At 63.9% G+C, this 23394-nt stretch carries 27 protein-coding genes and 1 pseudogene; 18 read left to right on the top strand and 10 right to left on the bottom strand.

Annotated features, from left to right (window positions below):
• Positions 1 to 26 precede the first annotated feature (26 nt).
• A complete protein-coding gene (locus ASE85_RS02630; RefSeq protein ID WP_056682987.1) occupies positions 27 to 500 on the bottom strand; it encodes an A24 family peptidase in 474 nt (157 codons plus the stop codon).
• 207 nt (positions 501 to 707) lie between these two features.
• Here ASE85_RS02630 and ASE85_RS02625 point away from each other — a divergent pair, with 207 nt between their 5' ends.
• The 18 genes from ASE85_RS02625 to ASE85_RS02540 all read left to right on the top strand — a co-directional run bounded on the left by ASE85_RS02625 (position 708) and on the right by ASE85_RS02540 (position 10029).
• The gene (locus tag ASE85_RS02625; RefSeq protein ID WP_056682984.1) at positions 708 to 1013 is read left to right on the top strand and encodes a hypothetical protein; all 306 of its coding nucleotides are present in this window, start codon (positions 708 to 710) and stop codon (positions 1011 to 1013) included.
• Positions 1013 to 1537: a hypothetical protein gene (locus ASE85_RS02620; protein WP_056682980.1), complete on the top strand. Its 525-nt coding sequence runs from the start codon at positions 1013 to 1015 to the stop codon at positions 1535 to 1537. The genes ASE85_RS02625 and ASE85_RS02620 overlap by 1 nt, the downstream gene beginning before the upstream one ends.
• Positions 1534 to 1881, top strand: coding sequence for a hypothetical protein (locus ASE85_RS02615; protein WP_056682977.1), 348 nt, complete (start codon positions 1534 to 1536; stop codon positions 1879 to 1881). The genes ASE85_RS02620 and ASE85_RS02615 overlap by 4 nt, the downstream gene beginning before the upstream one ends.
• Positions 1878 to 2294 (top strand): hypothetical protein, encoded by a 417-nt coding sequence (locus ASE85_RS02610; protein WP_056682973.1) that lies wholly within the window; start codon positions 1878 to 1880, stop codon positions 2292 to 2294. Before ASE85_RS02615 ends, ASE85_RS02610 begins: the two co-directional genes overlap by 4 nt.
• Positions 2291 to 3658 carry a PRTRC system ParB family protein gene (locus tag ASE85_RS02605; protein ID WP_056682970.1) on the top strand — a complete coding sequence of 456 codons (1368 nt, stop codon included), beginning with the start codon at positions 2291 to 2293 and terminating at the stop codon, positions 3656 to 3658. Before ASE85_RS02610 ends, ASE85_RS02605 begins: the two co-directional genes overlap by 4 nt.
• Positions 3659 to 3663: 5 nt before the next feature.
• Positions 3664 to 4077, top strand: a complete 414-nt coding sequence (locus tag ASE85_RS02600; RefSeq protein WP_056682968.1) for a PRTRC system protein E — start codon at positions 3664 to 3666, stop codon at positions 4075 to 4077.
• Positions 4078 to 4115: 38 nt separating this feature from the next.
• Positions 4116 to 4322, top strand: a complete 207-nt coding sequence (locus tag ASE85_RS02595; RefSeq protein ID WP_056682965.1) for a PRTRC system protein C — start codon at positions 4116 to 4118, stop codon at positions 4320 to 4322.
• A gap of 69 nt (positions 4323 to 4391) precedes the next feature.
• Positions 4392 to 5510 (top strand): hypothetical protein, encoded by a 1119-nt coding sequence (locus ASE85_RS02590; RefSeq protein ID WP_156358161.1) that lies wholly within the window; start codon positions 4392 to 4394, stop codon positions 5508 to 5510.
• 48 nt (positions 5511 to 5558) lie between these two features.
• A complete protein-coding gene (locus ASE85_RS02585) occupies positions 5559 to 6302 on the top strand; it encodes a PRTRC system protein B (RefSeq protein ID WP_443018464.1) in 744 nt (247 codons plus the stop codon).
• Positions 6299 to 6958, top strand: a complete 660-nt coding sequence (locus tag ASE85_RS02580; RefSeq protein ID WP_056682956.1) for a PRTRC system protein A — start codon at positions 6299 to 6301, stop codon at positions 6956 to 6958. Before ASE85_RS02585 ends, ASE85_RS02580 begins: the two co-directional genes overlap by 4 nt.
• Positions 6948 to 7736 (top strand): PRTRC system ThiF family protein, encoded by a 789-nt coding sequence (locus ASE85_RS02575; protein WP_056682954.1) that lies wholly within the window; start codon positions 6948 to 6950, stop codon positions 7734 to 7736. Before ASE85_RS02580 ends, ASE85_RS02575 begins: the two co-directional genes overlap by 11 nt.
• Complete coding sequence (locus ASE85_RS02570; protein ID WP_056682952.1) at positions 7733 to 8305, top strand: DUF1643 domain-containing protein; 573 nt, start codon at positions 7733 to 7735, stop codon at positions 8303 to 8305. The genes ASE85_RS02575 and ASE85_RS02570 overlap by 4 nt, the downstream gene beginning before the upstream one ends.
• Complete coding sequence (locus tag ASE85_RS02565; protein WP_056682948.1) at positions 8302 to 8490, top strand: hypothetical protein; 189 nt, start codon at positions 8302 to 8304, stop codon at positions 8488 to 8490. The genes ASE85_RS02570 and ASE85_RS02565 overlap by 4 nt, the downstream gene beginning before the upstream one ends.
• Positions 8491 to 8513: 23 nt before the next feature.
• The gene (locus ASE85_RS02560; RefSeq protein ID WP_156358160.1) at positions 8514 to 8963 is read left to right on the top strand and encodes a hypothetical protein; all 450 of its coding nucleotides are present in this window, start codon (positions 8514 to 8516) and stop codon (positions 8961 to 8963) included.
• A gap of 8 nt (positions 8964 to 8971) precedes the next feature.
• Complete coding sequence (locus ASE85_RS02555; RefSeq protein ID WP_056682942.1) at positions 8972 to 9262, top strand: hypothetical protein; 291 nt, start codon at positions 8972 to 8974, stop codon at positions 9260 to 9262.
• On the top strand, positions 9259 to 9534 hold the full coding sequence (locus tag ASE85_RS02550; RefSeq protein ID WP_056682939.1) for a hypothetical protein: 276 nt from the start codon (positions 9259 to 9261) through the stop codon (positions 9532 to 9534). Before ASE85_RS02555 ends, ASE85_RS02550 begins: the two co-directional genes overlap by 4 nt.
• Complete coding sequence (locus ASE85_RS02545) at positions 9531 to 9815, top strand: hypothetical protein (protein WP_056682936.1); 285 nt, start codon at positions 9531 to 9533, stop codon at positions 9813 to 9815. Before ASE85_RS02550 ends, ASE85_RS02545 begins: the two co-directional genes overlap by 4 nt.
• 1 nt (position 9816) lies before the next feature.
• Positions 9817 to 10029, top strand: a complete 213-nt coding sequence (locus tag ASE85_RS02540; protein ID WP_056682934.1) for a hypothetical protein — start codon at positions 9817 to 9819, stop codon at positions 10027 to 10029.
• A gap of 114 nt (positions 10030 to 10143) precedes the next feature.
• On the opposite strand, the gene ASE85_RS23300 is transcribed toward ASE85_RS02540, so the two are convergent.
• The 9 genes and pseudogenes from ASE85_RS23300 to ASE85_RS24325 form a co-directional block, all read right to left on the bottom strand.
• Positions 10144 to 10281: a hypothetical protein gene (locus ASE85_RS23300; RefSeq protein ID WP_162237420.1), complete on the bottom strand. Its 138-nt coding sequence runs from the start codon at positions 10279 to 10281 to the stop codon at positions 10144 to 10146.
• Entirely contained in the window at positions 10278 to 10619 is a 342-nt protein-coding gene (locus ASE85_RS02535) for a hypothetical protein (protein WP_056682931.1), read from the bottom strand. Before ASE85_RS02535 ends, ASE85_RS23300 begins: the two co-directional genes overlap by 4 nt.
• Positions 10616 to 10843, bottom strand: a complete 228-nt coding sequence (locus ASE85_RS02530) for a hypothetical protein (protein ID WP_056682927.1) — start codon at positions 10841 to 10843, stop codon at positions 10616 to 10618. The genes ASE85_RS02535 and ASE85_RS02530 overlap by 4 nt, the downstream gene beginning before the upstream one ends.
• Positions 10840 to 11514: a hypothetical protein gene (locus ASE85_RS02525; RefSeq protein ID WP_056682924.1), complete on the bottom strand. Its 675-nt coding sequence runs from the start codon at positions 11512 to 11514 to the stop codon at positions 10840 to 10842. Before ASE85_RS02525 ends, ASE85_RS02530 begins: the two co-directional genes overlap by 4 nt.
• Complete coding sequence (locus tag ASE85_RS02520; RefSeq protein ID WP_056682922.1) at positions 11514 to 11873, bottom strand: hypothetical protein; 360 nt, start codon at positions 11871 to 11873, stop codon at positions 11514 to 11516. Before ASE85_RS02520 ends, ASE85_RS02525 begins: the two co-directional genes overlap by 1 nt.
• A gap of 3 nt (positions 11874 to 11876) precedes the next feature.
• Entirely contained in the window at positions 11877 to 14333 is a 2457-nt protein-coding gene (locus ASE85_RS02515; protein WP_056682918.1) for a phage tailspike polysaccharide lyase family protein, read from the bottom strand.
• On the bottom strand, positions 14330 to 16723 hold the full coding sequence (locus tag ASE85_RS02510) for a glycosyl hydrolase family 28-related protein (RefSeq protein ID WP_056682914.1): 2394 nt from the start codon (positions 16721 to 16723) through the stop codon (positions 14330 to 14332). The genes ASE85_RS02515 and ASE85_RS02510 overlap by 4 nt, the downstream gene beginning before the upstream one ends.
• Positions 16724 to 16790: 67 nt before the next feature.
• Positions 16791 to 22589, bottom strand: a complete 5799-nt coding sequence (locus ASE85_RS23295) for an acetyltransferase (RefSeq protein WP_235523169.1) — start codon at positions 22587 to 22589, stop codon at positions 16791 to 16793.
• Positions 22590 to 23066: 477 nt separating this feature from the next.
• Positions 23067 to 23351 (bottom strand): annotated as a pseudogene (locus tag ASE85_RS24325) (hypothetical protein); the annotation flags it as partial.
• Positions 23352 to 23394: the final 43 nt, after the last annotated feature.

Genomic DNA, 23394 nt, shown 5'->3' with positions numbered 1-23394 from the left:
TGGCACTGCCCCCAGTGCCCCACTCATCACGCAAAATGGTTAAGATATCGTTCGCCAAGCAACCAAAGGGCTGAGATCGAGATGGCGACACCGTAAGGTATTTCGGGTTGTCCCGGCTTTTTCCGCACCCGGTGGTGGATGACCGTGACGATGGTGACCAGCCCGCCCAGCACCGCCATCAGGACGATCAGGGACAATATGGCCTGCCACGGAAACCACAGCGCCAGCGCGCCGAGCAGCTTGACGTCGCCGCCGCCCATCATCCCCGCCGCGAAGAGCGCGGCGAACAGAATGAAGACGATGGCGCCGACCAGCAGTTGCACCGCCATGCCGGGCCACAGGTCCAGCCCGCAGGCCAGCCACCACAAGGGCGCCAGCGCCGCGACGGCCAGGTTCAACCGGTTGGAAATGATGCGGGAGCGCAAATCCGTGATCGCCGCCGCAATCAGCAGCGCGCTCAAGGCGCCGATCAGCGCCATCTGGAAAAATTCCCCCGTCATGGGGCTTATGCCCTAGACCATATGGCTTACCAAAGCTTTACCAAGAAGCGGCTTTTTCCGCCCGCCTCCAAGGATCGGAAAGCAAAACCACCCCTATATTGCTCAAATAGATAGGGGGTTTCGTTCAAACTTTCGGGGTGCGCTGATCGCCGTTGAACAGCCGTGCGAGCGCGGTGCTGTGGTCATCCTTTCAGAGGGAGGCGTGGCATGAGCGAGCAGATCTATGATGAACTGATCGCGCCGAAACTTTTGGAGATCGGAAAACTCTGCGAGGAGCACGGCCTGCCGGTCGTGGCGCAAGTCGAATATGCGCCCGGTGATTTCGGGCTCACCCAGTTCCGTCCCGATGGCGCGAGCCTCCCGATGAAGCTCATGGCCATCAGTGCGCGGTGCGGCGGCAACGTCGATACCCTGTTCATGGCGATCGAGCGGCACGCGCGCGAGCATGGCCACGGGTCGATCTATCTGCATCGCCTGGGCGTCCCGATCACGCCAGATCGGGGAGCCGCATAATGGGCTGGAAAGCCGTCCGCGATCACTATCGCATCGAGCATCTCGTGCAGGTTACTAGCGCCGGTATCTGCATAGGGTCGCCCTACATCCATAACATCATCGTCATCAGCCTCGATCGGGGTGAGATCGTCCGGCGCTGGGGCACCCCGCACGACGGTTCGCTCGGTCGCTATCTGGACGAAATGGACGCCGACCCGTTCAAGCTGGCGGATCTGGTGGCGCAGGCCGATGTGTTCGAGCGCTCCATGTCCGTCTTCACATATGAGGGCGGCGATATCGTCGAGAAGCAGTGCGAAGAGCTGGGCTATCCCAACGTCACGCACGACGGCTGCATGCAGTACGAAAACACGTTCTCCCCGGACGCCGGCCTAGTCCGCGTCTGGGCGATCGACAGCGCAAAGGCCGGCATCGAGTGGATGACGGAAGCAGTGGAGAACGCGCAGCGCGATTTGCGCGAGCGTGTCGAGCGGCTGAACCAGCGGAAGGCCGACCTTGAGAAGCTCCAGGGGGAGGCGTCGGCATGACCGGCCGCCTCACCGCCAAACCCCAACTTACCTACAAAGGTCGGATGGAGCGCCATAGCGATACGGCATGGCTCATATGGTCGAACAAGCGCAGATGCTGGTACCGCCCTGAAAGTCGTGGGTACACGCTCGATATCGCGCAGGCCGGAATCTTCACCAAGGCGGAGGCGGCGCAGCATTACGACGGCCCGGAAGTGCCACGCCAGTTCCGCGACACCGAACCTTTCCCGATCAGTGCGGCGCGACGTCACATCGACCTATGCGCCCGCGACATCGACCGCACGTACATCCAGCAGATGGCAAACATCGCACGGCTGTACGCCGCGATGGAGGAGGCTGCATGACCATCGACTTTGAAAAGCTCGCGGTCCGCGTCGAGCATGGCGAGTTCAAGGCGCTGTCGATCAAGCAGCCCTATCCGCACCACATCTTCCACGACGGCAAGGACGTCGAGAACCGCGACTGGGCGACGCGCGGTCGGGGCTGGATCATGATCCACGCCGGCAAGCAGTTCTACGACAACCCGCCGGCCGCCGTGCATGCGGACCTGCCGCGCGGCGGCGTGGTCGGCATGGCCCGGATCGTCGATTGCGTCCAGGCGATGGAATCGAACTGGTTCTACGGCCCCTATGGCTTCGTCCTGCGTGATGCCTTTCCGCTGCCGCTCGTGCCCTGCCGTGGCCAGCTCGCCTTCTTCAACCTGCCGGCCGACGTGCTGCATCGGGTTGCCCAGCATATCCGGGAGAAAATTGCATGACCGACAGTGTCCTGAAATTCGCAACCACCATGTCGCTGGCCCGGATCAGGCAAGGGGATAACCCGCGTCGCTACTTCGACCAGAAGACGCACGACGAGCTGGTGGCGTCCATCCGCCTTCGCGGCATCATCCAGCCGCTACTGATTCGGCCGGTCCCCGACGCGGAAGGCGAATACAGCATCGTCGCTGGCGGACGGCGCCACAAGGCGGCGGCCGAGGCGCTCGGCCATGACGCTGACGTCCCGGTGCTCATCCGGGAGATGACCGACCAAGAGGCGCTGGAAGCGGCGATCGACGAGAACGACAACCGGGAGGATGCGTCGGAGACGGAGCAGGCCGACGCGGCGGTCCGCGTCCTCGCCGCCTGCCAGGGCGATCGCGCCGAGGCGGCCCGCCGGTTGGCCTGGTCGCCGTCGAAGCTCGATCGACGCCTCGCCCTCGCCAACCTCGCCGAGGCGGTGAAGGTCGCCCTGGACGAACGCCGGATTAAGGTCGGCCATGCCGAGCTGCTGGCGGCGGTGCCGGGCGACAAGCAGGCAACGGCGCTGGAGACGATCCTCATCAACAGCCTTAGCGTGGCGAAGACGCGCGAGTTGCTGATGCGCGTGACGCAGAGCCTCGCCGGCGCTCAGTTCGACAAGGCGGAGTGCACGACGTGTCCGTTCAATTCCGCCTCGCAGCGCGCGCTCTTCGCCACGCATGTCGATGACGGCTATTGCACCAACCCCGGATGCTTCCAGCTGAAGACGGAAGCGGAGGCCGCCCTCGTCGCCAAGGCGGCGAGCAAGCCCGCGAAGAAGGGCGATGCTGCAAAGGCCGCTCCTGCGGCCGAGCAGGCACCGCCAGCCACGCCGACGCCCGCTGCTACGCCATCGCCGGCCGGCAAGCCGGTTAAGGCTACGACACCCGCGCAGGCAGATGGGAAGGTTGAAGCCACCGCCCCCGCCCCGTCGAAACCTGCCGTCACTGCCGAAAGCATCGCCAGCCGCGTCAACATGCAGCGGGAGGCCGCTTGGCGCGCCGCACTGATAAAAGCTGTTGAGGGCGACCCCGAGTTTGCGAACGCATTCGAAGCGACGTTGCGAGACACCTGGAAGGTGGATCGTTTCTTCCTGTCGTGTTTCAACAAGGACGAGTTGAAGTTCATCGCGCAGGAATGCGGCCTCGTCGATCACATGGGCGCGAAGCCCTTTGCCAGGCTGCTCGACGCGAAGATGGACAAGATCATCGACGGCATGCTGAACGCCACCGGCTTCAGCTGGGCCGGCCGCCTGCCGAGCGCGATGACGCTTGACGGCAAATACAGCCCGCCGCCCGCCGGCGCAGGCCTCGGCGTCCATCACGCTCACCCCGACAAGGATTGATCCCCATGCTCATCACCAGCCTGCTCCCGCTGCTGTCCCGCTATTCGCTCGGCCTCGACCTCGTTGCCGGGCCGGACGGCACTGTCACGCTCACCATCATTCCCCGCAAGGCCGCGGGCGCCAAGCACGACCCGGAAGGCGGAGAGGTCCGGCCGATATCGATCACTGCCACGGCGGCCGAGATCGACGAGGAGTTGGCGAAGGGCACCGACGGCGCGCTCGGCCAGTTGATCGGGATCCGCAAGGCGTTGGGCGACCAGCTGGCCGAGCAGCGCGCGGCGGCCGAGGCGGCGAAAACGGCGGCCAAGCCGAAGAAGACCGAGACAGCCGCGGCGAAGGCGCCGCCGCCAGCCGCGCCGCCTGCCACTCCCGAACCGGCGGCCGAGCCCAAGCCGGGCGAACCGGCCAGCCTCTACTGATCGCTCAACCGTCTCAACCCCAATGCCGGGAGGCACCCATGCAAATCAATCATCTCACCCGCGCCTATCGCTATGACGGGATCGACCTGCCGGTCCCGCCGCACCTCGCTGACGATCCGCACGGCCTGCGCGCCTATCATGCGACCCTCTACCCCGCGATCCTCAATGCCGAGACCGTGGATGCCGGCGTGACGAACAACGTCCACGTCACCGAGTACCGCCGCGCGGTCGGCACCAAGGGATAGGGGTGCCTCCGCCCCCCGGCGCGGCGATCCCGGCCGCGCCCCGAAAGACGCTCCTCGAATGGATCGAGCATGACGATGGCGACCAGACCGATTCCTCCATCCCCAAATGCAGCCGGCAAGCCGCAGCCCTTCACCCGCAAATCCTCGTTGGGCAGGAAGGGCGCGGCGAGCCAATCGCGCCGCCCCCTGGCCTTCACCTCGCCCCCCTCGGCTAATCTTCCCGGCCGGGCGGTAACGCTGTCGATCGACATATCGACGGCGTTTTATGGACCGCTAGGTCCGCATCATAAGATGATGGGACCATGGGCGGCGGCGCGAGATCAGGATGCCCGGCTCTACACGCGGGGCGAGGCGCGCCAGCGCATAGAGAAGCTGTTCAATGAAGAGGTGCTGGATATCCTCAGCCCGATCAAGATTGTCGACCTCCGGGTGGCGGTGGTTGATGGGGAGGAGGGAGGCTCTCCCCCGGCCATCACCATCTTCTGCGACAGCATCGGCCAGATGGATCTCGGCTGGATCGAGAAGTCCAACGTGTTGAGCGTAGCTCTGTTCGAGCAGGTCGCCCCGGTCGGCATGCAGGCAGCGGCCTATGAGGCGCTCGCATCGTCGCTGAACGCGGCGGTGCCGATGATCGGCTTCGCGGACCTGATGGAAGAACTGTCCGCCTATTACTGGGACGGATCGCTGGATGACGAGGGCGCGATCCAGACGATGAAGGAATGGCGCGGGCTGGAAGATGACGACATCGATGCCGACCAGCTCCCATCGGGCGTTCTGGCGCGGCGGCCCGCGTGGATGCTGGCAGAGAATGCGTACCCGCTCAAGCGTCTGCCGCACGGGTTGGCAAAGAGGATTCGACGGCTCCGCAAAGCCCGCAAGGCGATGGATGCAGTGCCGCTCGGCGATAGCGCGTGGCGCTGCCACAGCGACTTCGTCTTGGATTATTTCCCGGAATATATGGATTACGGCACGTTGCCCCCCATGACGATCGTGCCATTCGACGTGTTTGCGCGCGAGATAGACGACGTGGCCCGGCCCTGCATGGAAACCGGGTTCTACGACATCGCTGGCCTTTACCAACTCCCAAATCCAGCCGTGGTCGATCGCTGGTTCACGTCGCTGAAGCTCGGCGCCGAGCTGCTGCTTGCGGCGCAGGACCTGATCGACACTCACCCCTTTCATCCGTGAGGCTTTATGTCCAATCACTCCACGCAATTTGAAGCCACGGCCGGCGGCATGAAGCTGACCACCGCCATCCTGCTCTATCAGCCGGACACGAAAGGGCTCGCGCTGGGCGGGGCGGCGTTCGCGAGCATCCACGACGTCCACGAACACGACACCGGGCCGATGATCGCCGCCGGCGCGCCGCTAACCCGCGCGCACCTTCGGCAGTGGGCGAAGGCCCTCGACAAGGCTGCCGTCCCTGAAATTCTGCCGGCCAATGTGCTGGTGGCGCACCCTGACCTGCTCGTCTGGTGGGTGCCGGCGCAGGTGCGGCTGGCCTATTTCGCGCTGTCCAGGCCGCCTAAGGGATTGAAGGCACTCACGGAGCGCACAAGCATGCCGGTCCCTTATCCGGCTCATCTGTTCGTCGCCAGCCGCAAGGGTTTCGGGGTGTACGCCCTGCCGGCGAGCGAGCGGCCGACCGCTGAGACGCAGTTGCTGCATAGCCCGGTGCTGAACGTCTATCTGACCGGCCTATTATGTTGGGGGAACATCCCCCGGCCTAAGCTGCTGACCATAGCCTCCATTGCCGAATATGAGCGCGCAATCTTTGAATCCTGGTCGACCCATCCAAACCTTGGGCAGGAGGCGACCGTCACCGGCAAGGGAGGCCTGGTAAAGCTATGGGACGATCTAGCAGCGACTAAGGCCCAGCGCTTCCCGGTCAAACGCCTGAAGCCTTTTGATCCGAGCGGGCGACCGCGCAAGGTGCCCGTGACGCTCGGCTCCCTCATCGCGGAAAGGGCGCAGGCATGATCGATCTCGCCGACGACGCCACCGCCGCGGCCGTGCTGGCGCAGGTGCCATGTTATCCGGTACCGCCTTCCGGCCGGTCGCCCGCGCTCGATGCGCTGCGCGATGCGCGCGTGGGGCAGGGCCTCGCGATCGGACAGGCGGGCGTGATGCTGATCCTGCGCCGGCCGTGGCTGGCGCTGGATACCTATCTGACGCCGCCGCCGTCCGGCTATCTTCCCTATGGCAAGGGCGATCAGGAACGGGCGGAGCTGCGGTGCGGCCTGATCCCGCACGTCTTCCTGGAGGTGGTCTTACGCCATTTGCGCGCCGCGCTGCCCAACGAGGCCGCCGCGTTCGTGACGTGGAACGAGAAGACGCGCGCGTTCGCGGTCGAATTTCCAGAGATTGATGAGGCGACACCATCTCGGCTGGTCTACCGCACGCCGGTGCTGCCGGCCGACTGGCACATCGTGTGCGATATCCATAGCCATGGTACCGGCCCCGCGTTCTTCAGCGCGACGGACAATGCCGACGACGCGCACGCGACGAAAATCTCGCTCGTGTTCGGCCACCTCGATCAGTCCGGCCACGAGGACATGGCATCGCGCCTGTGTGCCGCCGGCATGTTCCTGCCGATTCCGCGCAGCCCGTTCCAGGGAGATCATCATGCAGCCTGACACGCCCCACCGCCATTTCCTCCGGCCAGCGCTGGGCGATCGCGCGATCAATGTCATGCTGGTCGGGTGCGGCGGCAACGGCGCGCAGATGCTGATGGGGCTGGCCTCCCTCGACACGGCGCTCCGGGCGATATCGCCGCGCTCGCTGAACGTTACCGTCGTGGACGACGACACGGTGAGTGAGGCGAACCTCGGCCGCCAGCCCTTCTACCGCTGCGACCTCGGCAACTCGAAGGCGCACACGCTGACCGAGCGTATCAACCTCGCCCATGGGCTGGCGTGGAAGGCTGTCCACGGCCGTGCGCCGGACGATATCGGTGTTACAGGGATGGATGTCATCATCACCTGCGTCGACACGGCGGCGGCGCGCCGGGCGATCGGCGCCGCGATCGCCGCGTGCGAGCCGGAATTCCATAATCTCCAGCCGCCCTCCTATTGGATGGACCTCGGCAACCGAGCGACGGACGGGCAGTTCCTCATAGGATGCCCGAAGCCTTGGTGGGGCAAGCATGGGGATCGCCTGCCGACCGTGCTGGAATATTTCCCGGAATTATTGGACGAGACGGTCGGCGAAGATGACGCGCCCAGCTGCTCGGTTGCGGAGGCGCTGGAGAAGCAATCTCTGTTCGTGAACCGCGTCGTGGCGAGCCAGGCGCTGGCGCTGCTGTTCGACCTGCTGGGTCGCGGTTCGATCGGCCACGCCGGTGCCTTCGTTAATCTGGCGAGCGGGCAGGCATTGCCTATCCCGTTGCCGCGGCCGACGGAGAAGGTCGCATGAATTCGCCCTATCCTCTGGACCTATTCGGCCACGAGACGATGCTGCGCGACGCAGTGTTCGTCGGCGAGGAGCGCATTGAGCTGAGCCGCCGCTGGGGTCCGGGGCCGATCGCCTGTGTCATCGGCTGCAACCCTTCGACGGCGAACGCCTTGCAGGATGATCCGACGTCGCTTTGGTGGAACGCATGGTTCCAGCTGTTCGGCTTCGGCGGGTACCGGGCGGTCAACCTCTACCCGTTCTGCACGTCGAGCCCGGCCGAGTGCCGCAAGCGGGCGGATTGGCATCTGACTGACGACTGGTTCGCGCGCGACCGCATGTTCGACAACCAGACGCACGTCGGCAAGGTGGCAAAGGCGGCCGATCAGGTTTTCGTCTGCTGGGGCAACATCGCATGGGATGACATGTGGATCGAGCATGTCATTCAGGAGATCCACGAGGGCGTAGAGCCGTATCCCGACCTGTGGTGCTGGGGGAGGACGAAGAGCGGCGCGCCGACGCACCCCATGGCGCGCGGCAAGCATCGTATTCCGCGCGATCAGAAGCCGATCCTCTGGAGGGCTGGAGAGTGAAACGCCGCCGCAAGGCCCGGCCGCCATCACCACCATGGACGCCGGCCGAGGACGCGAAGCTGCGCGAGGTGAACGAGATCGGCTTGCGCGTGGAATATTGGCAGCTGGCCCTGCCTGAGCGGCGCGAGAGCGAGATGCTGGCGCGCCGGCTCGACCTTGGCATCAAACCAGCGAGGGACATATGACATTGAGGGAAGGGAGTGATGAGATGACCGACGACACAACACGCGAGGCCGTCGCGAAGGCGATAGCGACGGTGCTGGGGGTTGATATTTACGAGCAGTGCCCCGGCTTCGACGGCGACGGGTGCGACAGCGGAACATGTCCCGGCGCGCTGACGGAAGATCATGATGCAGATGAGCATCGAGAGAGAATCTACCGAATGGCGGATGCTGCTATTGGCGCACTCCCTGTCTCCGAGGAGCCAGCGGAGAAGGCTCTGCCATCCGACGTCGTGACCCTTGTAGTGGCGGGCCGGGAAGCGTGGGAGATTATGGACGGAGCCGCGCCCGAAGATGCGGCAATAATCAATGCGCTAGGCAATGCACTGGAGCGGTTCGCATCGCGCGTCTGCTATGATGATGAGGGCGGCGAACTGCCAGAAGCCCACGCCGATCCGTGCACCTGTGCCCTCCAGAGCGGGGAGGGGAAGGCGTGAGCGATATTATGCCGCAGATCGCCCCGGTGCTGCTATCTGGCCTGACGTGGAAGCAGGCTTTCGCCAACCTGTTGGCCGTCGATTGCGCATTGCGCCGTCCGCATTGGTGCAGCCCGATCATGATTTTGCATAATGGCGTGCTAACGCAAGATGACGATGGCGAAATGTCGCCGTTTTCGTTCATGTCAGATGATGAGCGCGCCAAAGACTGGATGATGGTGCCGCGTGTCGATGGTGACGGCAAAGACATAGCGCCAGCCTATCGCCAAGCCCTCCAGAAGGGAGGTTCGGGCGAATGAGCGGGGCTAAATTCTATTGGGCGCGCATCGGCGACGGCAATTACGAACCCGTCGCGGTTACCGGCAAGAGAGGGGGGCGTATGGCCTACACCATTGGTTGTCCTGATCCGTTCCCGGTTGACGTTCCAGACGCGGCTATCCTGCTCAATGAGGATGAATACGATCAGATGAAAGCGCCACTGACACCAAAGCAAGAGGCGGCATCACTTCGTCGGGAGAAGCGATACCGGGCCATGCAGGCATCCCACAGGTACGCAGGTTTCGGCCGATGACTGACCCTATCGCCGTGTCGATCACGGCCAGCATGATCGCGGCGAAAATCGAATGCGCCTCCTATCTGGCTGACGATCATCCGACCGTGCAACTCCTAGCCCGATTCGAGGCCGAGACGCGCAAGGATGAGCGGGATAGGTGCGCGGAGGTGGCGGATGACAAGGCCGCATATGTGGCAGCGCTCATAGCCAAAGATGGGGAAGTCACCGATGCCCGTATAGGTGTCCAGATGGCCTACGAAGTCTGCGCCGCCGCCATCCGCAATTTGGGGGAGGGGTGATATGGCGCAGCCAGCCATCCATTTCGTCGGCTTCCGTGGCGACGAATACTGGTCGGCGGTGAAGGTCTGGGGTTTGCCGCATTTCATCCACATGGGGAACGACACCAGGATGCGTCGCGAAATTCATTGCACTGATACCGTCGTTTTTGCGAACGGTGCAGAGGCGCGCGCCGCAGAGCGCAACTTCTCCGACACGAAAGAGCGCCTGCCTTGATCCTCCCCATCCTCCTGCTCTCCATCTGGACGCCACAACCTGAGCGCGCTCCGATCGACGGCGACACCCTCAAATGCACCGAGATCGGCCGCGTCCGGCTGCCCGGCATCGACGCTAACGCACCTGCATCGGACAAATCCGCGCCATGACCATCGTCGCCGCCTGAGCAGCCGCGCGGGCGTTGTCGCAGGTGGCGAGATTGTGCGCGCAGCCGGTGAGCAGGATGAAGGCGAGGGGGAGGAGGCGAATCATTCCACCCACTCGAAGCGCTGGTCGAACACGGTCGTAGCCTCCTTCTCAGTGATGACGTCCGTCCGCAGGATCTCGGCCACATAGGCGGGCAGCAGCTCGCGGGGGATACGGGCCGGCATTCGAAACCCAAGGGAGCGGGTGCCGTTGTCGAAGAAGCCCAGCACGATGAAGCCGTCGAGCGCCGCGTCCGACCGGTCGAAACCGACCACCGCCTTGGCACACCCCATCAGCGCGCCGCGCAGGCTCTCCGCCTTATCGCCGAAATCGAAGTCCTGTGGCGTGTGCAGAACCTCGATCGGCGCCCGGCCGTCCTTGAAGCGGATGCGTCGGAGCCTCATGGCTGCTCTTCCACCGGCACAGGCTTGTTCGCCGGCTGGTCGATCGTCACGGAACTCTTGGGGCGAAAGGTGCCGAGCACGCCCACGAGGCCCGTCGTGATCCCGCCGAAGCCCAGAGCCTCTGCATATTTCCCCTGCGCGGCAAGCCAGGCCGCGACCGTAGCGAGGTAGCAGATGGCGAACAGCAGCAGGCCGAACGCGATGAGAGGGTTGCGGTCGGTCATTTCCACCCTCCCGCTACGAGCGCATCCTGAATCGTCAGGGCGTAACCCGCGATCAGGTCGGCCTTGTCGGTGCCGTTGATGATGCGCCGGCTCTGGACGAACTGCGCCTTGGTGCCCGTCTCGCCGCCCATATAGGTGCCGAGCGACTTGCCGGTGAACCAGCCCTTGGCCATGCCGCGCACCATGATCTTCACGGCGATATCGGGATACAGGGCGATATCATAATCGGCCGCCAGCTTGCCACCCAGCTCCAGCTCGTCGTCGGCGCGCTGGTAATTATTGTGCCATGTCAGCTGCACAAGGCCACGGCCATAGGGCGCCTTGCCCGTCGAATTGACGGCGCCATAGGCCTTGCCCTTACCTTTGCCCCATTCTTCGATCGGCTTCAGGCGCGCCTCGTGCCAGGCGGTGGCGAGCGCATAGGCCATCCACCCCGTGCGCCAGTCGCCGGCCGCCGCCAGCAAACGATCGACGATATCGACCTGCGTCGCATCCAGCGCGCCCGTCACCTTGCGCAGGCCTGCCCAGAAAGCTTCCGGCTTGGTCAGGCGCTTCCCATTGGGGGGGACGCTCAGGCTGTCCAGCAGGGCATCGACCCGGCCGACCTCCGCATCGGTGAACGACGCACCGCCGCGCGCCGCCTTGATCGCGTTGAAAATGGGCTGTCTCATCACATTCTCCCTAACGTGTCGTGCATGTCCTGCGGGACATGGAGATGGAGCGGAAAGGCATCGCCCAGGATCGCCTGGACCTGCATCAGTTCGGGGCTGCTCGGGTCTGAGCGGAACTCCTTCGCGACCAGGATATTCACTGCGACGGTAAGTTTGGTCAGCTTGTCTTCCAGCTGATCAATGCGCGAGTTGAGATCCTGCACCTGTGCCGATTCGCGCGCGATCAAGCGCTCCTCCCGCGCCTGCCGGCGTTCATCCCGTTTCCCCCACCATTCGATAAGCCAGCGTGCACCGGCCCCAATGCCCACCAGCCCGCCGCCGCCCACCAGCCATTGCGCCGTCGTTGGCTCGTCCGACATCGGCTACAGCTTCTGAACGCGCGCGGTGAGCGTGCCGCTGGCAAGGTCGATCGCGCCGCCCGTTTCATTCTGGAACCGCGCACTGATCGTGCCGGCAGCGCTGCACCAGCCGGCCAGGATGATCCCTTGCAGATCGAGGCTGAAGGTCATCTGCACCACGTCGCCGACCGCGGCGCCCACCACGGCGACCGTCGTCGTCGCCCCGTCGCCATCCACCAGATTGGGCGGGTTGTAGGCTGCGCTGGCCGTCAACACGCTAGGCGCGCGCCATGCGCCGATCGTCGTCCGCGTCCGCGTCGTCAGCGTCCCCGTCACGCGATTGCTATGTTCGATGAGGTTGCCGACATCCACGATGGCATCAACCCGCGTCTGCGTAGCCACAGCCTGGTCGTCGCCGAACTCATTGTCATAGATGCGCGCCGTGCCGATCGTCTGGGCGAGCAGCGACGATTTGGCGTTCGTGGTCGATGCCGTGTTCGACTGGTTGTTGTTCATGGACTGGCAGTCGCGCACGATGACGATCGTGTCCGTGGCCGATCCCGGACCAGTGATCAGGATGCCGCACTGCTTGGCAAGCTGGATATCGCAGCTTTCGATGACGACGCGCTGGCGCGCCGTGTGCGCGAACAAGGTCACCTTGCACCCGTCTGGCTCGGACCGGCTGTTGATGCAGCGAGAAATCAGCCCGTTTTCGCAACGCCCCAGAATGCGCGGCGCGGCACCTTCGATATCCTTCAGGATGATCGACTTGGCGTAGCCGGTGGATGCGACGTCCAGCTCCACCGTCACGACCGGCGAAATCTCGGTGCCGCGCTGTTGAACGTCGCTGATGGTGGCGGTGAAGATGCCCGCGAACGTAGAATTGCCTCGCACCGCGATCATCGCATTGCTGACATAAGGCGTGTTACGCCGCCCATGGATGTTGGAAATGCGCACATCCGTGTCGTTGCGCAGGTTGACCACCACGTCCTCGATCACGCTGCCCGTGTTGTTCAGTCGGCTGACGTCGATCAGGTTTGCATAGGCAGTGCAGCGCACCGCCGCTCCGGCAATGTCGCTGATACGGATGAGCCGCGCCGGAATGCCGACAGGGACATTGACCTGAACGATCGGGCAGGTGCCGGACGGGCTTTGGCCCTTGACGCCGTCGATGACGATATCGACGGACCCAGCCGCGTCCGTCGCAAAATCGATACTCACGACGAAATCGGGGATGGTGCTGTCCGCCACGAACTGGACATCGTGAATGTCGATCAGCCCACCTTCGCGGATCGACTGAATGAGGATCAGCGCCCGCTTGGTGCCCTCGTCGTCAACCTTCACATTCTTGATCGAGATATTGGCGTCCAATATTTCGTCGGTCGTGCGGATGCACGCGCCAGGGTCGCTGCTGGCCGCCATGTTGCCGACGACGCGGCACCCGTCCACCCACGGGCCCCGCCCCGCCAGCTGGATGCCGCCGCGCACTTGCACATCGCGGAAGCCGCACCGATCGTTGCTGCCGTGCATGTCCAGCGCATACAGCCCGCCCGACACGAAACCGCCCTCGACCGTACACCAGCGATTGGGGATCGAGAGCGCCACGTTGCCACCGGTGAAAGCGATGGCGTGCCGGGTCGACCGGACATTGGGGTTGCGGAACGCGACATCGTGGCAGGCGATGACGCTGGTCGCATAGTTGACCGCACTATCGGGGGAAGCGTCCCAATAGGTCAGATTGTCGACCACGCCGCCGTAGCAGCGGCGCAGGGCGAGCAGCGCCATTACATTACCGGTGCCGCCGGCGATGTTGGAGATGGCGATATTCTCGCCCTGAAACACGGACAGGCCGACGCCGCCAGTATAGGCTGGATTGCCGATGAACTGGCCGCCGCTCCAGCGGACCTTCTTCATCGTCAGTTTCCAGACTTCGCGGGTGCCGCCGGTCGCATAGGCGCGAGCGGCCGGGGCGTCGATGGTAACGACCGCCCCGGCGACGCTCAGCGTCCGCATCATCTCGCCTGCGCGATAGTAATTGCGGGACGCGGACCAGCTATAATCAGCACTGTCATAAACGACGAAGATGTCTTTCGGCGCCAGCGCCGGGACTGTTGCAAAAGTCACGGTCTGGGCATCGACTATGATGTTTGCGGCCAGATCGGGCAGGCGCGTCATCGCCTCCCCGCCGCCCAGGATGAATATCGCACCCTGGATGAGATTGGCCGAATCCGCCGTAGAGGCGTCGAAGATCGCATTGGGGTGGCAGTCGATCGACACGTCATAGCCGCGCAGGTCGACCGTGCGCGTCAGCCTGTAGCGCCCGGCCGGGATATATCCGCTGCGCCCCGCCCTGATCGCCTCGGCCCACAGCGCGAAGACGTCGTCATCAGCCGCGATCCCGGTCCCGCAATAGCCAAACAGCTGCGGCGAAACGGGCATGTTCGACACCGGCAGGCGGGCAAGATAGAGGTCGCCCTTCATGGCAGCACCGCCAGCTTGCGGACATTGCCTGCCGCATCCTTGACCGGGAAATAGCCCACGATCGGCGCGTCGGCCGAGGCGGTGTAGGGGATGCCGTCACCCATCCGCAGATAGGCCGCCGCGTGTCGCGCATTCAGGACAAGATCTCCGCTGTTCGCATCCGCCTCCACGACGAACGGCTTCGGCACGGCCGGCACGGAAACCCCGCGCAGATAATTGCCGTTCGCATCGCCGCTCGTCTCGACATATTGCGTCTTGTTCCGGCCCGCCCGCAGCTTCCAGTCACCCGACACGCCGACGAAGCGCGTGTCCACGCCGCTGTCCTGGATGCCGCTGGGGATGTCGCCGCCGATGAACATCAGGTCGTTGCAATTGGCGGCGATCATGAGGTTCGATTGCGTGTTGCTGATCGACACGACATTGCTGAAAACCATCGCCGCGACCGTGCCGTCCCCATCGATCCGGATGCCATGGCCGCTATTGCCCGTGGTGCGGATGTTGCTGAACTGACAATTTTGCAATGTCTCGCCGGCCGCCGCAAAAATGCGCAGACCGTTCACGCCATTGTTCGCGATCAGGTTGACCAGCTGGCTGTTCGTGGCGCGCCACCACACATCCTGTTCGCAGCCGCCAGTGTAGATGTTGCTGACTTGCGTACCATTGCCAGTAATATGCAGGCCATAAGTGTCGACATTTGTGGCCGCATAGCATTTGATATTGTCGATGACGCTCTTCTTGACGAAGCCATTGTCGAACGGCGTATTGACCCGCACGCCGGCCGAGCCGGCACCATACTCGCCGACGTAGCAGTCACGTACATCCACGCCCTGACGCACGTCTATACCTGCCTGCCGGCCATCGACCATGTCCTGCACGAGTGCGAAGCGCAGGACGGTGACATGCTGGACGATGTTGCCATAGCCACTGTCGTTGACATCCATCTTCCAGTCGATGCCGTCATAGGCGATGTCGGTGATGAACACGTCTCGAATTGCGCAGAACTTGAAGGCGTCCCGCTGCATGCCGATGGCGTAGCCGCCGCAGTGCGTGATCGACAGCACTTCCAGCCGAATGTTGGTGCAGCCGTTGGAGACGTCGATACCGCTGTTGGTGTAGACCGTGCCGGTCAGCTTTCCGACGTCCCAATTGCCGACGATAGACAGGTTGCGGACCTGCACATTATGGACAGGCGCGACAGCCGGGATGCGGCGACCGATCTTGATGAAATGGGAATAGCTGCTGTTGGCCAGCGTGTTCGTCAGGATCGTTGCGCCACGGCCGTCGCCGACCAGCTGCACATTGTTATACTGCATGTCGATGATGACATCGCGATCGGCGTCGCCAGTGTTGTCCGGGATATCGGCGGGTGGATTGGCATTGGTCAGCGAATAATTGCCGGCCGGCACGAAGACGATGCCGCCGCCAGCCTCGCCCACATCAGCGATGGCCTGGTTGAACGCCGCCTGGTTGAACGCCGCCGATTGCGTGGGCGAGGCAAGATAGGGCGCGTCCGTGACGAAGACGCAGCGCTTGTAGCGGTCGCCGATCGTGCCCGGCGCATAGCTTGCCGCATGGCTGAAAGGCGCGATCGGGATGAAGGGATCAAGCCCCAGCACATTTTCCGCCAGCACCGCCGGCTTGATCGAGGCGAAGCCGATTTCAACCGTCACCGTCTGGCCGGGATCGGCATCATGCGACAGGGTGAGCCACTGGCCAGTGACGTTCCACAGCGGCGATGGGCTGTTAGGCCCGGCCTGCTGTACGCCATCCACCAGCACGTCCGGCAGGACAGTAGGCACCACGCCCAGATCGAACAGGCTTTGCGGCGCGCCGATCACTTCGAAGGTGAGGCGAAGCGCACTAACGCTGGCGGCGGCTTCCAGCGCCTGCTCCGCCGCATCGTCGGCGCGGTCGACTGCCTCGTTGACCACCTCCATCTGGACGTCGACGCTGGGTTCCAGCGCGAACTGGCCATCCCGCACGACCGGGATATAGCCGTCCGTCGCACCCTGCACCGGAATGACGGCCGCGCGATCCACCGAGGATTTCAGGACGAGATCGCGCGCCGCGGCGCGGTCGTTGGCCTCGTTGACCGTCTCGGGCCGATAGGCGCCTCCGGCAGAGAAGGCGATCTCCTGCAAGAAGGACGGATCGGAAATGACGTAGAGCGCCGCGCCGAAGGGGCCGGAGGTGAAGATGACCGAGCCGCCGGCCGCGTTCAGCGTGACATCATAGGTGTCCTGATCGACGATGGTTACAGTGCCATCGGCGTCGATCAGCTCGACGCGGATCTCGCTTTCGCCCATCGCCTTGAACGTGAACGGGAATTCGACCGTTACGCCATTGGGCACAAAAGGCCCGGCATAGGTGTCGGTCGTGGAAACTGCCATGCGCTTGACTCCCGAGCGGATGGCAAGGGGAGTATGGCCCTGCGGTCAGGCTTTGAATCGACGGGCGCTAATCGTCCTTTATCTTGCCCTTCGTCAGCCCCTCCCACCATTGCGAGAAACCTTCCGGATCCTGATCGCCCGAATAGACGTCGACGAGGAACTGGCTGGTCGCGGCCATCTGGCCCGACGTCGGCGCGCCAAAATAGCCCGCCACCTCCATGGCGTTGCGGGTCGCGCGCTTGGTGTCCTCGCCGTCCGCTATGCGCTTCATATCCTTGATCGTGCGCGACGCCGTCGAGACGAAGCGGTCGACCGAGGACACACTGCTGTCAAAGCCCTTCACCGCGACGTTGGCGAGATCGCGCACGACCGGCAGAGGCCCGAGGGCGTTAAGGCTCATCGTCTTGAGCGCCCACTGGGTGAAGCCTTCCTCGTCGTCGTCATCAGGCCAGCGACCGGCGAGCCATTCGGCGGCGAGGGCGGGGAAGACGTAGAGCAACAGGAATCGCGTCACCAGACCGGGGATGGCCGCCGCGTCACGCTTTCTGAAAGCCTTGCCGGTGTCGCGCGCAAAATTGCGCTGGCGCTGGTAATAGGCGCTCATGAAGCTGTAGAAAGGCGTGATCATCTTCATCGCCTCGCCGGCCGCACCCTTGCCGCGCATGATGGCGGCCAGATCCTTTGCTGCGCCCGAGCCCTGCGATTTGCGGATAACCTCGTCGGCATAGGCGATCGCCACATCCTCGGCCGCGCCGGTTTCCAGCGATTTATTATAGGCCCCCATCCACGACACCACGGACACGAAGCGATCGACCGCACCGATCGCCATGAAGCCGGTCGCGCGGATGTCGGATACCGTCTTGCCCAGGCCGCTGTCGTTGCTCAGCATGTCGCGCATGTCGCGGTCCATCGTGTCCATGCGGGAGGCGACCTCCTGACTGCGCTCCAGCACGAAGCTGAAGGCCTCGATCGGATGCTGGCCATAGGCGAACACACCCTTCGCCATCGCGGCCGGGCCGACCACCTCCGCCGTCTGCACGAAGCCGGATAGCTGCATGGCGACGGTCGACCAGCGGAACGCGAGGCCGGTGAAGGTGGCATTCACGCGCAACGTCTTGAGCGCCCGCTCGAAACCGCCGAGGCCCTGCGCTTCATAGGCCAGCTCGTTGGAGATATGATGCAGCCACGGGTTGAACTGCTTCTGGATCTCTTCGCCCATCACGCTGCGCACCGCCGTGACGATGCGCGGATCGTTCAGGAATTTGTGCGTGTCCATCATCGCCTCGCGATGCGTGATGTCATGCACGACCTCGGTGATATGGCGCGACAGCACCGAAGGCGAGAGCAGGATCGGCATGTCCCGCACCTCGGTGCGCTCGTTCGTCGAGCCGGCCCGCGTGCTGGAGCGCTTATAGCCGTTGCCGAATAGCTGATCGGCATCGATGGCCGTCAGCTTCTCCACGCGCAGATCGCGCGACGTGTCATAAACGACCGGGAAGTATCCGCCGCGCAGCGTGCCGGCGTTCGTCTGCACCTCCCGAGCCTCGACCTTGTCCGGCTCGACGCCATTGATACGGCGTTCCAGCGCGGCGATGTCCGGCCACAGCGTATCAACGATGTCCCAGACCTTCTGGACATAGGTCCATTCGGCCGGGGTCAGCTCCTGATTGAGCATATCGAGCATGGCCTGCTCGCCCCAGCCGTACCCGCCAGCCAGCTTTTCCGCATTGCCCTCGTTCCCGAGGTTCAGCGCCATGGAGATAAGCTGATCGCGCGTCATCACCGCCTGGCGGCCGTCGCGCGGATCGATGAAGGGCAGGGATATCTTCTGGCCCCAGCGCTTGCGCACCTCCTTCGGCACCTCCGCCTGCGCCTGCTCCAGCGCGGTCACCATGGCGCGCGTCATTTTGCGCCGGCGCTCCTGCGCGTCGACGATGCGCTGAAACACCACGCGCTTGAACATCCCGAACTTGCCGCCATCGAGCCAGTCGAACACGGTTTCCATCTTGAGCAGCGAGGCGTCGATCGACAGGATGGAACTCTTGGCCCGGCTGAAGAAGCCCGGCTCCAGGAAGGTGCGATCTTCCGGGATCGCCTTCAGGTCGCCAGTGGAGATCGCGCCCTCGATCTGGTTGACCGCATCGGACACCACCGCCTTATAATCGCGCTCTTCCTTCGCATCGAGCAACGACTGCTTGTGCCGGCCGAGGTGGATGATCTGGACGACGGCGTCATTGAGCGCCAGCAACTGCCCGACCTTGAGCCGCGTCCAGTGCGTCCGGCCGATCGATTCGGCGAAGGAAGGCGGCACGACGACGTCATAGCCCTCCGCCTGGCGCTGTGCCGCCCAGGCCTCGAAACTTTCCTGTCGGTTGAGCGAGCGCTGGGTGCGCTCCTTCATCTCGACCTGTTCGAGCAGCAGTTGCGCGCGCTCCAGATAATCTTGGTCGACGCCCTTCACGGTCCGGCGCTTGGCCCATTTCTCCAGCCGCTTGACCGCCTCATCGACCTGATCGGCCCCGCGGCGGGCGGCGGCCACCAGAGCATTGTTGAGCATCTGGCTCTGTTTCTGGCGGAACGCTTCCTCATGATCCTTCGCGATGACGGCATCCATGGCAGCCCGGCCGGCCTTCGCGGCGGCGCGCTCATAGCGGATGATCGCCGATCGGCTGGCGACGTCGCGGACCCGGCCGTCGGTAATCTGACGCTCCGCCCAGTTTTTCGCCACATTATAGGGGGTAGGCCTCTGGCCGGTCATGCGACCGAGCACGCGCAGCTCCGCACCCATCACCGCACCCAGCTCGTCGGACTGCGCAGCGGCAAGCGCTTCCTGTTCGATGCTGCCGTCTGTGAACGGATCGCCGAATCGCTCCAGCATCAGGCCCTCGACCTCCTGATCGATCAGCGCCTTGCGCACCGAGCGCTTGTCGCCCGCCTCGCGCATTTCACGCCGGCGGATCTCGATGCCCATCAAGGCGCGGACCATTTCATCGCCGGTGCGGAACCCCGCCAGCTCGGCAACCTCGTCCGGGTTGACGCCGCCCTCCTTATGCAGCCGCTTGAAGTCCTTTGGCAGCATGGCCGTGGCGTCTTCACCCAGCGTATCCTTGATCCACTGGCTATCGAGCGGCGTCTCCCGCGCCATGCGCAGCGCGCGGAATTCGGGGAGGGCGTCGATGCGCTCGCTGACGTCCTGGCGCACCTCCTCCTCGCGCTCCCGCCATTCCTTGGTGACGCGGCGCTTCACTGCGTTCATCGTCTTGGCGAGCATCCGGCTCTGCGCCTGATCGCGCGCGGTGGCGGCGAGGTTCTGGTAGGCCTGATATTCGGCATCCGTCATCGATGCGGGCTTGGTCGGGAACAGCGCTTCCAGATGCTGCGCGGCGATCGCGTCGGCCAGCTCCTCGTCGGAGGCGATAAGGCGATCCATCACACCGCGAACCTCGTCGCTGATCGGCGTGTCGAGGCGGGCGACGCTGTTGTAGAGCGAGATCATCCACGCTTTGAACGTCTGGAACAGGCGTTGCAGGCCGGGCGAGGGGGCCTTGCCCTCCATCAGGTAGCGCTCGACGCCGCGCGCCCAGAGCTCGTGCGCATCGACAGGGATATTCCCGCCTTCCAGCGGATGGCCGTTGGCGGCGAACCAGTCCTGCACAATCTGCCAGTCGTCACGCACCTGCTGCGGCGCGTCGGTGTCGGCAGCATCCTCGCGCAGTTCCTCCAGCCAGAGGTGCCCCGACTCGTGGAGGAAGGTGGACGGGTTCTGAGTCTGGTACAGCTCGATGATGGCGCTGGCGCTCTGCCCGCCGGGGAAGAGGATGCGGCCGCGCGGCTGCTTGCCGCCAGCGTTAAAGGCCATATTGATGGCATCGCCGCTTTCGGTTATACCAGCATCGGAGCGACGATTTGCAGGGCCGGAACGCCCGTTGGAGTTCAGAGGCCCAGCCTCAACGTCGGAACCGCCTGCTTTGGAAGGATCGTCGCTCCGGGCCTCTTCCTGAAAATAATACTGATCCGGCAAAGTGTGATTGTAATAGATTCGCCCGTCGGTCCGCTCTTCAAGGTTTACGCTGACACGGTGGATTTCGCCGTCTAGATCGACGGCGCCCTCCAGCCATAGATAGCGGCGAACGTTCGGCTTTGCCGTGGGGTCAGATACAGGGGCCTCGCGGACAACCTGCCCTTTTTCGATTAGCGCCGACAGTGCTGGGAACAGGCGCAGTTTCGTCGGATTGGCGCTGGACGATATGGCCTTGTTGATGCCGGCCTTCGTGAATTGCACCTCTCCAACCTGCTCATTGCTGACGATCGTGCCTTTCAGGTTTTCGTTGAACCAGGCGCGCGCCGCTTTGCGAAGGTCCGACGTCTCGGCATCGAGGGGTGCGATTTCCTCGCCCGTCAACGTCGCTACGGGATCGGACATGCTCTGGTCGAAGCCGAAACCCTCCGCTTGCTCGGCGGCATAGGCATCCACAGCCGCCCGAATGTCTTGCCGGCTGGCTTGGTCGGGATCGACGCCACGGTTTTCGAGCAGAGCGCGCAACTCTTCCGCCGCGTCGCGCAGGGATTTTTCGCGGGCGATCAAGTGCCGATCGCGGCCCGCGACGCCTTCAGCTATGGCGTCGAGAAGATCGTTCGCCGTCGGGCGCTGTTCGAACTCAGGGAAGTAGCCCGCCTCCCATGCGCGCTGCGCCCAGGCATCGGCGCTATATTCATTCACGCCAAGGCCGCCGCTGTCGAGCATCGAGACTTGCCCTTCAGCGCTATTATCACGGATCAGCCGCCTGCGACCGGGCTTGCCTTTATGCCAAGCATCAGCGCCCATCGCCTTGAGGTCGCCGCCCAGACTGTCGCCGGCCTTGTCCGTAATCCCGCCACCTTTGGCGATAAAGTCCATGAGTGAGGGGCCAAGACTTTGACGGGCATCCTTCTTGCCCTTCATCACGCTTATGGTGACGTCGAGCTGGTCCGCCTTCTGTGCGGCCGCGATATTGGCAGGCAGCATCTGCCGCACCTCCAGCCCGTCATATTCGGTGCCGGCGAGGTCGCGGCCCATGCGCAGCGCGCGGGTGACAGCGCGCTGGGTCAGGAATTCGGCGTTCTGCCGCGCCATGGACGGCGACATGCCGGCCGCGGACAGCTTCTCGGTGATGGACTGGAGCAGCTGCTCGCGCGGCGCGGCGGCGGCGCGGCCCTGCTCCGCCTCCTGCGCGATGCTCTCGGACAGCTCCTCCATGGCGTCGGTCCAGGCGCCGTTGAACGCCTCCGCCTCGCGCATGGACATGCCGCCGGCCGACAGGCGAATGTCGCTCTTGAGCGATTCCCAGCCGGGCGTCGTGGCGAGGCGCGTCAGCTCGCCCACAGGCAGGACGAGGTCGCCACCCGTCGCTTCCGCCTCATCGATCTGGACCCGCCACCCATCGAGATCGCCGGCATAGCTGTCCGATTGCATATAGGATCGCACGGCCTCTGCCGGCAGATAAACCTGATCGACGCCGCCATCCTCGCCCAGCTGCTGGACAAGGTCGGCGATCGCGTCGGGTGAGCGCTGCGCGGTTTTGGACTGGGCCACCGCCTCGGCGATTTCATCCAGGAACTGGCCCGACGCCCGCGCTTCAGCAGCTTGTCGACGCTGGTCCACCATGTCGGCCGCGATACGCACGGTTCGCGCGGCCGCAAGCGTTACGCCGGTGGTCGCACCTACGCCACCGACCGTGGAAACAAGTGTTTCGGCTGCACGAATAGGCCGTTCCGACACGAACTGCGCGAGGGTCTTATCAGGATTAATTGTCGCCCACTCGTTCAGATCCTGCAAGAACGTAGCAGCTTGCTCGCCTGGAATTTCCGCCACCAGCTGGCGCAACAATGTTTTGCCTAAAGGAGACTTCGAGGCGAGATCGCCGACGAGGCGAGATACCGGAATTTTTTCCGTGACATATTCAACGAGACCCTGAGACGCGCCATATACAAGAGAGCGGTTGGGAGAGAGCCCAGCGTCGCGCGCGGTAGCATATTCATTGCCTCCGACCGTTGTGCCCATGATAGCAGCGCCAGCCGCTGGAGAGCCCACAAAGCTCGCACCGATGGCCGCCAACGAAACGGGCACGCTCTCTAGGCCTACCATTAGGTTTTGCACGACCCAGTTGTCGATCTGCGGGCGAGCTGCATCAGCAGCTTTTTTATCGGCCTTCTGAATTCCTAGGCTATAATCCGCGAGCGGCTGGAATAGTGCGCTTGTCTCCGGGCTAATGGATGCGAGATTTTCGGCGACGCCCCCTATGGTGCCATAAAAACCGCCAAGCGCCTGGTAGCCGGCAGCAGCGAGCGTGCCGCCGACATTTTTCAGTCCATAGAAGGCTTTGCCGAATAGGCCGAGCTTGTCATAATCGTCGGCAGCGATGTCCGCGTTGCTGCCCTTGGCGGACCATGCCCCGATCGCCGGGTACTGAGCTATCACGCCTTGGGCGCGATAGGATTTCGCCCTTGCTTCGAATGCAGGCAGGTCCGCTGAAACGAGCGTTTCGGGATAGTCGAGTTCGCGGGCGAGCTGGGAAACCCGCGCCGCCTGCTCCGCATTCGCATCCTGAATGCGGCGCGATATAGCCGCATCGCGCCGGGTTTGGATCATTTCCGCGAGAGGATCAGTGTCGGCCGGACGAGCGTTGCTGCCC

Source organism: Sphingobium sp. Leaf26 (assembly GCF_001421665.1).
Classification (GTDB): domain Bacteria; phylum Pseudomonadota; class Alphaproteobacteria; order Sphingomonadales; family Sphingomonadaceae; genus Sphingobium.
The sequence above is the reverse complement of the archived record's forward strand: the minus strand, read 5'-3'. Positions and strand labels throughout refer to the sequence as shown.

Bases quoted from the DNA above. Each gene is read 5' to 3' on its own strand.
- ASE85_RS02630 (WP_056682987.1), bottom strand. From the start codon at position 500: ATGACGGGGGAATTTTTCCAGATGGCGCTGATCGGCGCCTTGAGCGCG.
- ASE85_RS02625 (WP_056682984.1), top strand. From the start codon at position 708: ATGAGCGAGCAGATCTATGATGAACTGATCGCGCCGAAACTTTTGGAG.
- ASE85_RS02620 (WP_056682980.1), top strand. From the start codon at position 1,013: ATGGGCTGGAAAGCCGTCCGCGATCACTATCGCATCGAGCATCTCGTG.
- ASE85_RS02615 (WP_056682977.1), top strand. From the start codon at position 1,534: ATGACCGGCCGCCTCACCGCCAAACCCCAACTTACCTACAAAGGTCGG.
- ASE85_RS02610 (WP_056682973.1), top strand. From the start codon at position 1,878: ATGACCATCGACTTTGAAAAGCTCGCGGTCCGCGTCGAGCATGGCGAG.
- ASE85_RS02605 (WP_056682970.1), top strand. From the start codon at position 2,291: ATGACCGACAGTGTCCTGAAATTCGCAACCACCATGTCGCTGGCCCGG.
- ASE85_RS02600 (WP_056682968.1), top strand. From the start codon at position 3,664: ATGCTCATCACCAGCCTGCTCCCGCTGCTGTCCCGCTATTCGCTCGGC.
- ASE85_RS02595 (WP_056682965.1), top strand. From the start codon at position 4,116: ATGCAAATCAATCATCTCACCCGCGCCTATCGCTATGACGGGATCGAC.
- ASE85_RS02590 (WP_156358161.1), top strand. From the start codon at position 4,392: ATGACGATGGCGACCAGACCGATTCCTCCATCCCCAAATGCAGCCGGC.
- ASE85_RS02585 (WP_443018464.1), top strand. From the start codon at position 5,559: ATGAAGCTGACCACCGCCATCCTGCTCTATCAGCCGGACACGAAAGGG.
- ASE85_RS02580 (WP_056682956.1), top strand. From the start codon at position 6,299: ATGATCGATCTCGCCGACGACGCCACCGCCGCGGCCGTGCTGGCGCAG.
- ASE85_RS02575 (WP_056682954.1), top strand. From the start codon at position 6,948: ATGCAGCCTGACACGCCCCACCGCCATTTCCTCCGGCCAGCGCTGGGC.
- ASE85_RS02570 (WP_056682952.1), top strand. From the start codon at position 7,733: ATGAATTCGCCCTATCCTCTGGACCTATTCGGCCACGAGACGATGCTG.
- ASE85_RS02560 (WP_156358160.1), top strand. From the start codon at position 8,514: ATGACCGACGACACAACACGCGAGGCCGTCGCGAAGGCGATAGCGACG.
- ASE85_RS02555 (WP_056682942.1), top strand. From the start codon at position 8,972: ATGCCGCAGATCGCCCCGGTGCTGCTATCTGGCCTGACGTGGAAGCAG.
- ASE85_RS02550 (WP_056682939.1), top strand. From the start codon at position 9,259: ATGAGCGGGGCTAAATTCTATTGGGCGCGCATCGGCGACGGCAATTAC.
- ASE85_RS02545 (WP_056682936.1), top strand. From the start codon at position 9,531: ATGACTGACCCTATCGCCGTGTCGATCACGGCCAGCATGATCGCGGCG.
- ASE85_RS02540 (WP_056682934.1), top strand. From the start codon at position 9,817: ATGGCGCAGCCAGCCATCCATTTCGTCGGCTTCCGTGGCGACGAATAC.
- ASE85_RS23300 (WP_162237420.1), bottom strand. From the start codon at position 10,281: ATGATTCGCCTCCTCCCCCTCGCCTTCATCCTGCTCACCGGCTGCGCG.
- ASE85_RS02535 (WP_056682931.1), bottom strand. From the start codon at position 10,619: ATGAGGCTCCGACGCATCCGCTTCAAGGACGGCCGGGCGCCGATCGAG.
- ASE85_RS02530 (WP_056682927.1), bottom strand. From the start codon at position 10,843: ATGACCGACCGCAACCCTCTCATCGCGTTCGGCCTGCTGCTGTTCGCC.
- ASE85_RS02525 (WP_056682924.1), bottom strand. From the start codon at position 11,514: ATGAGACAGCCCATTTTCAACGCGATCAAGGCGGCGCGCGGCGGTGCG.
- ASE85_RS02520 (WP_056682922.1), bottom strand. From the start codon at position 11,873: ATGTCGGACGAGCCAACGACGGCGCAATGGCTGGTGGGCGGCGGCGGG.
- ASE85_RS02515 (WP_056682918.1), bottom strand. From the start codon at position 14,333: ATGAAGGGCGACCTCTATCTTGCCCGCCTGCCGGTGTCGAACATGCCC.
- ASE85_RS02510 (WP_056682914.1), bottom strand. From the start codon at position 16,723: ATGGCAGTTTCCACGACCGACACCTATGCCGGGCCTTTTGTGCCCAAT.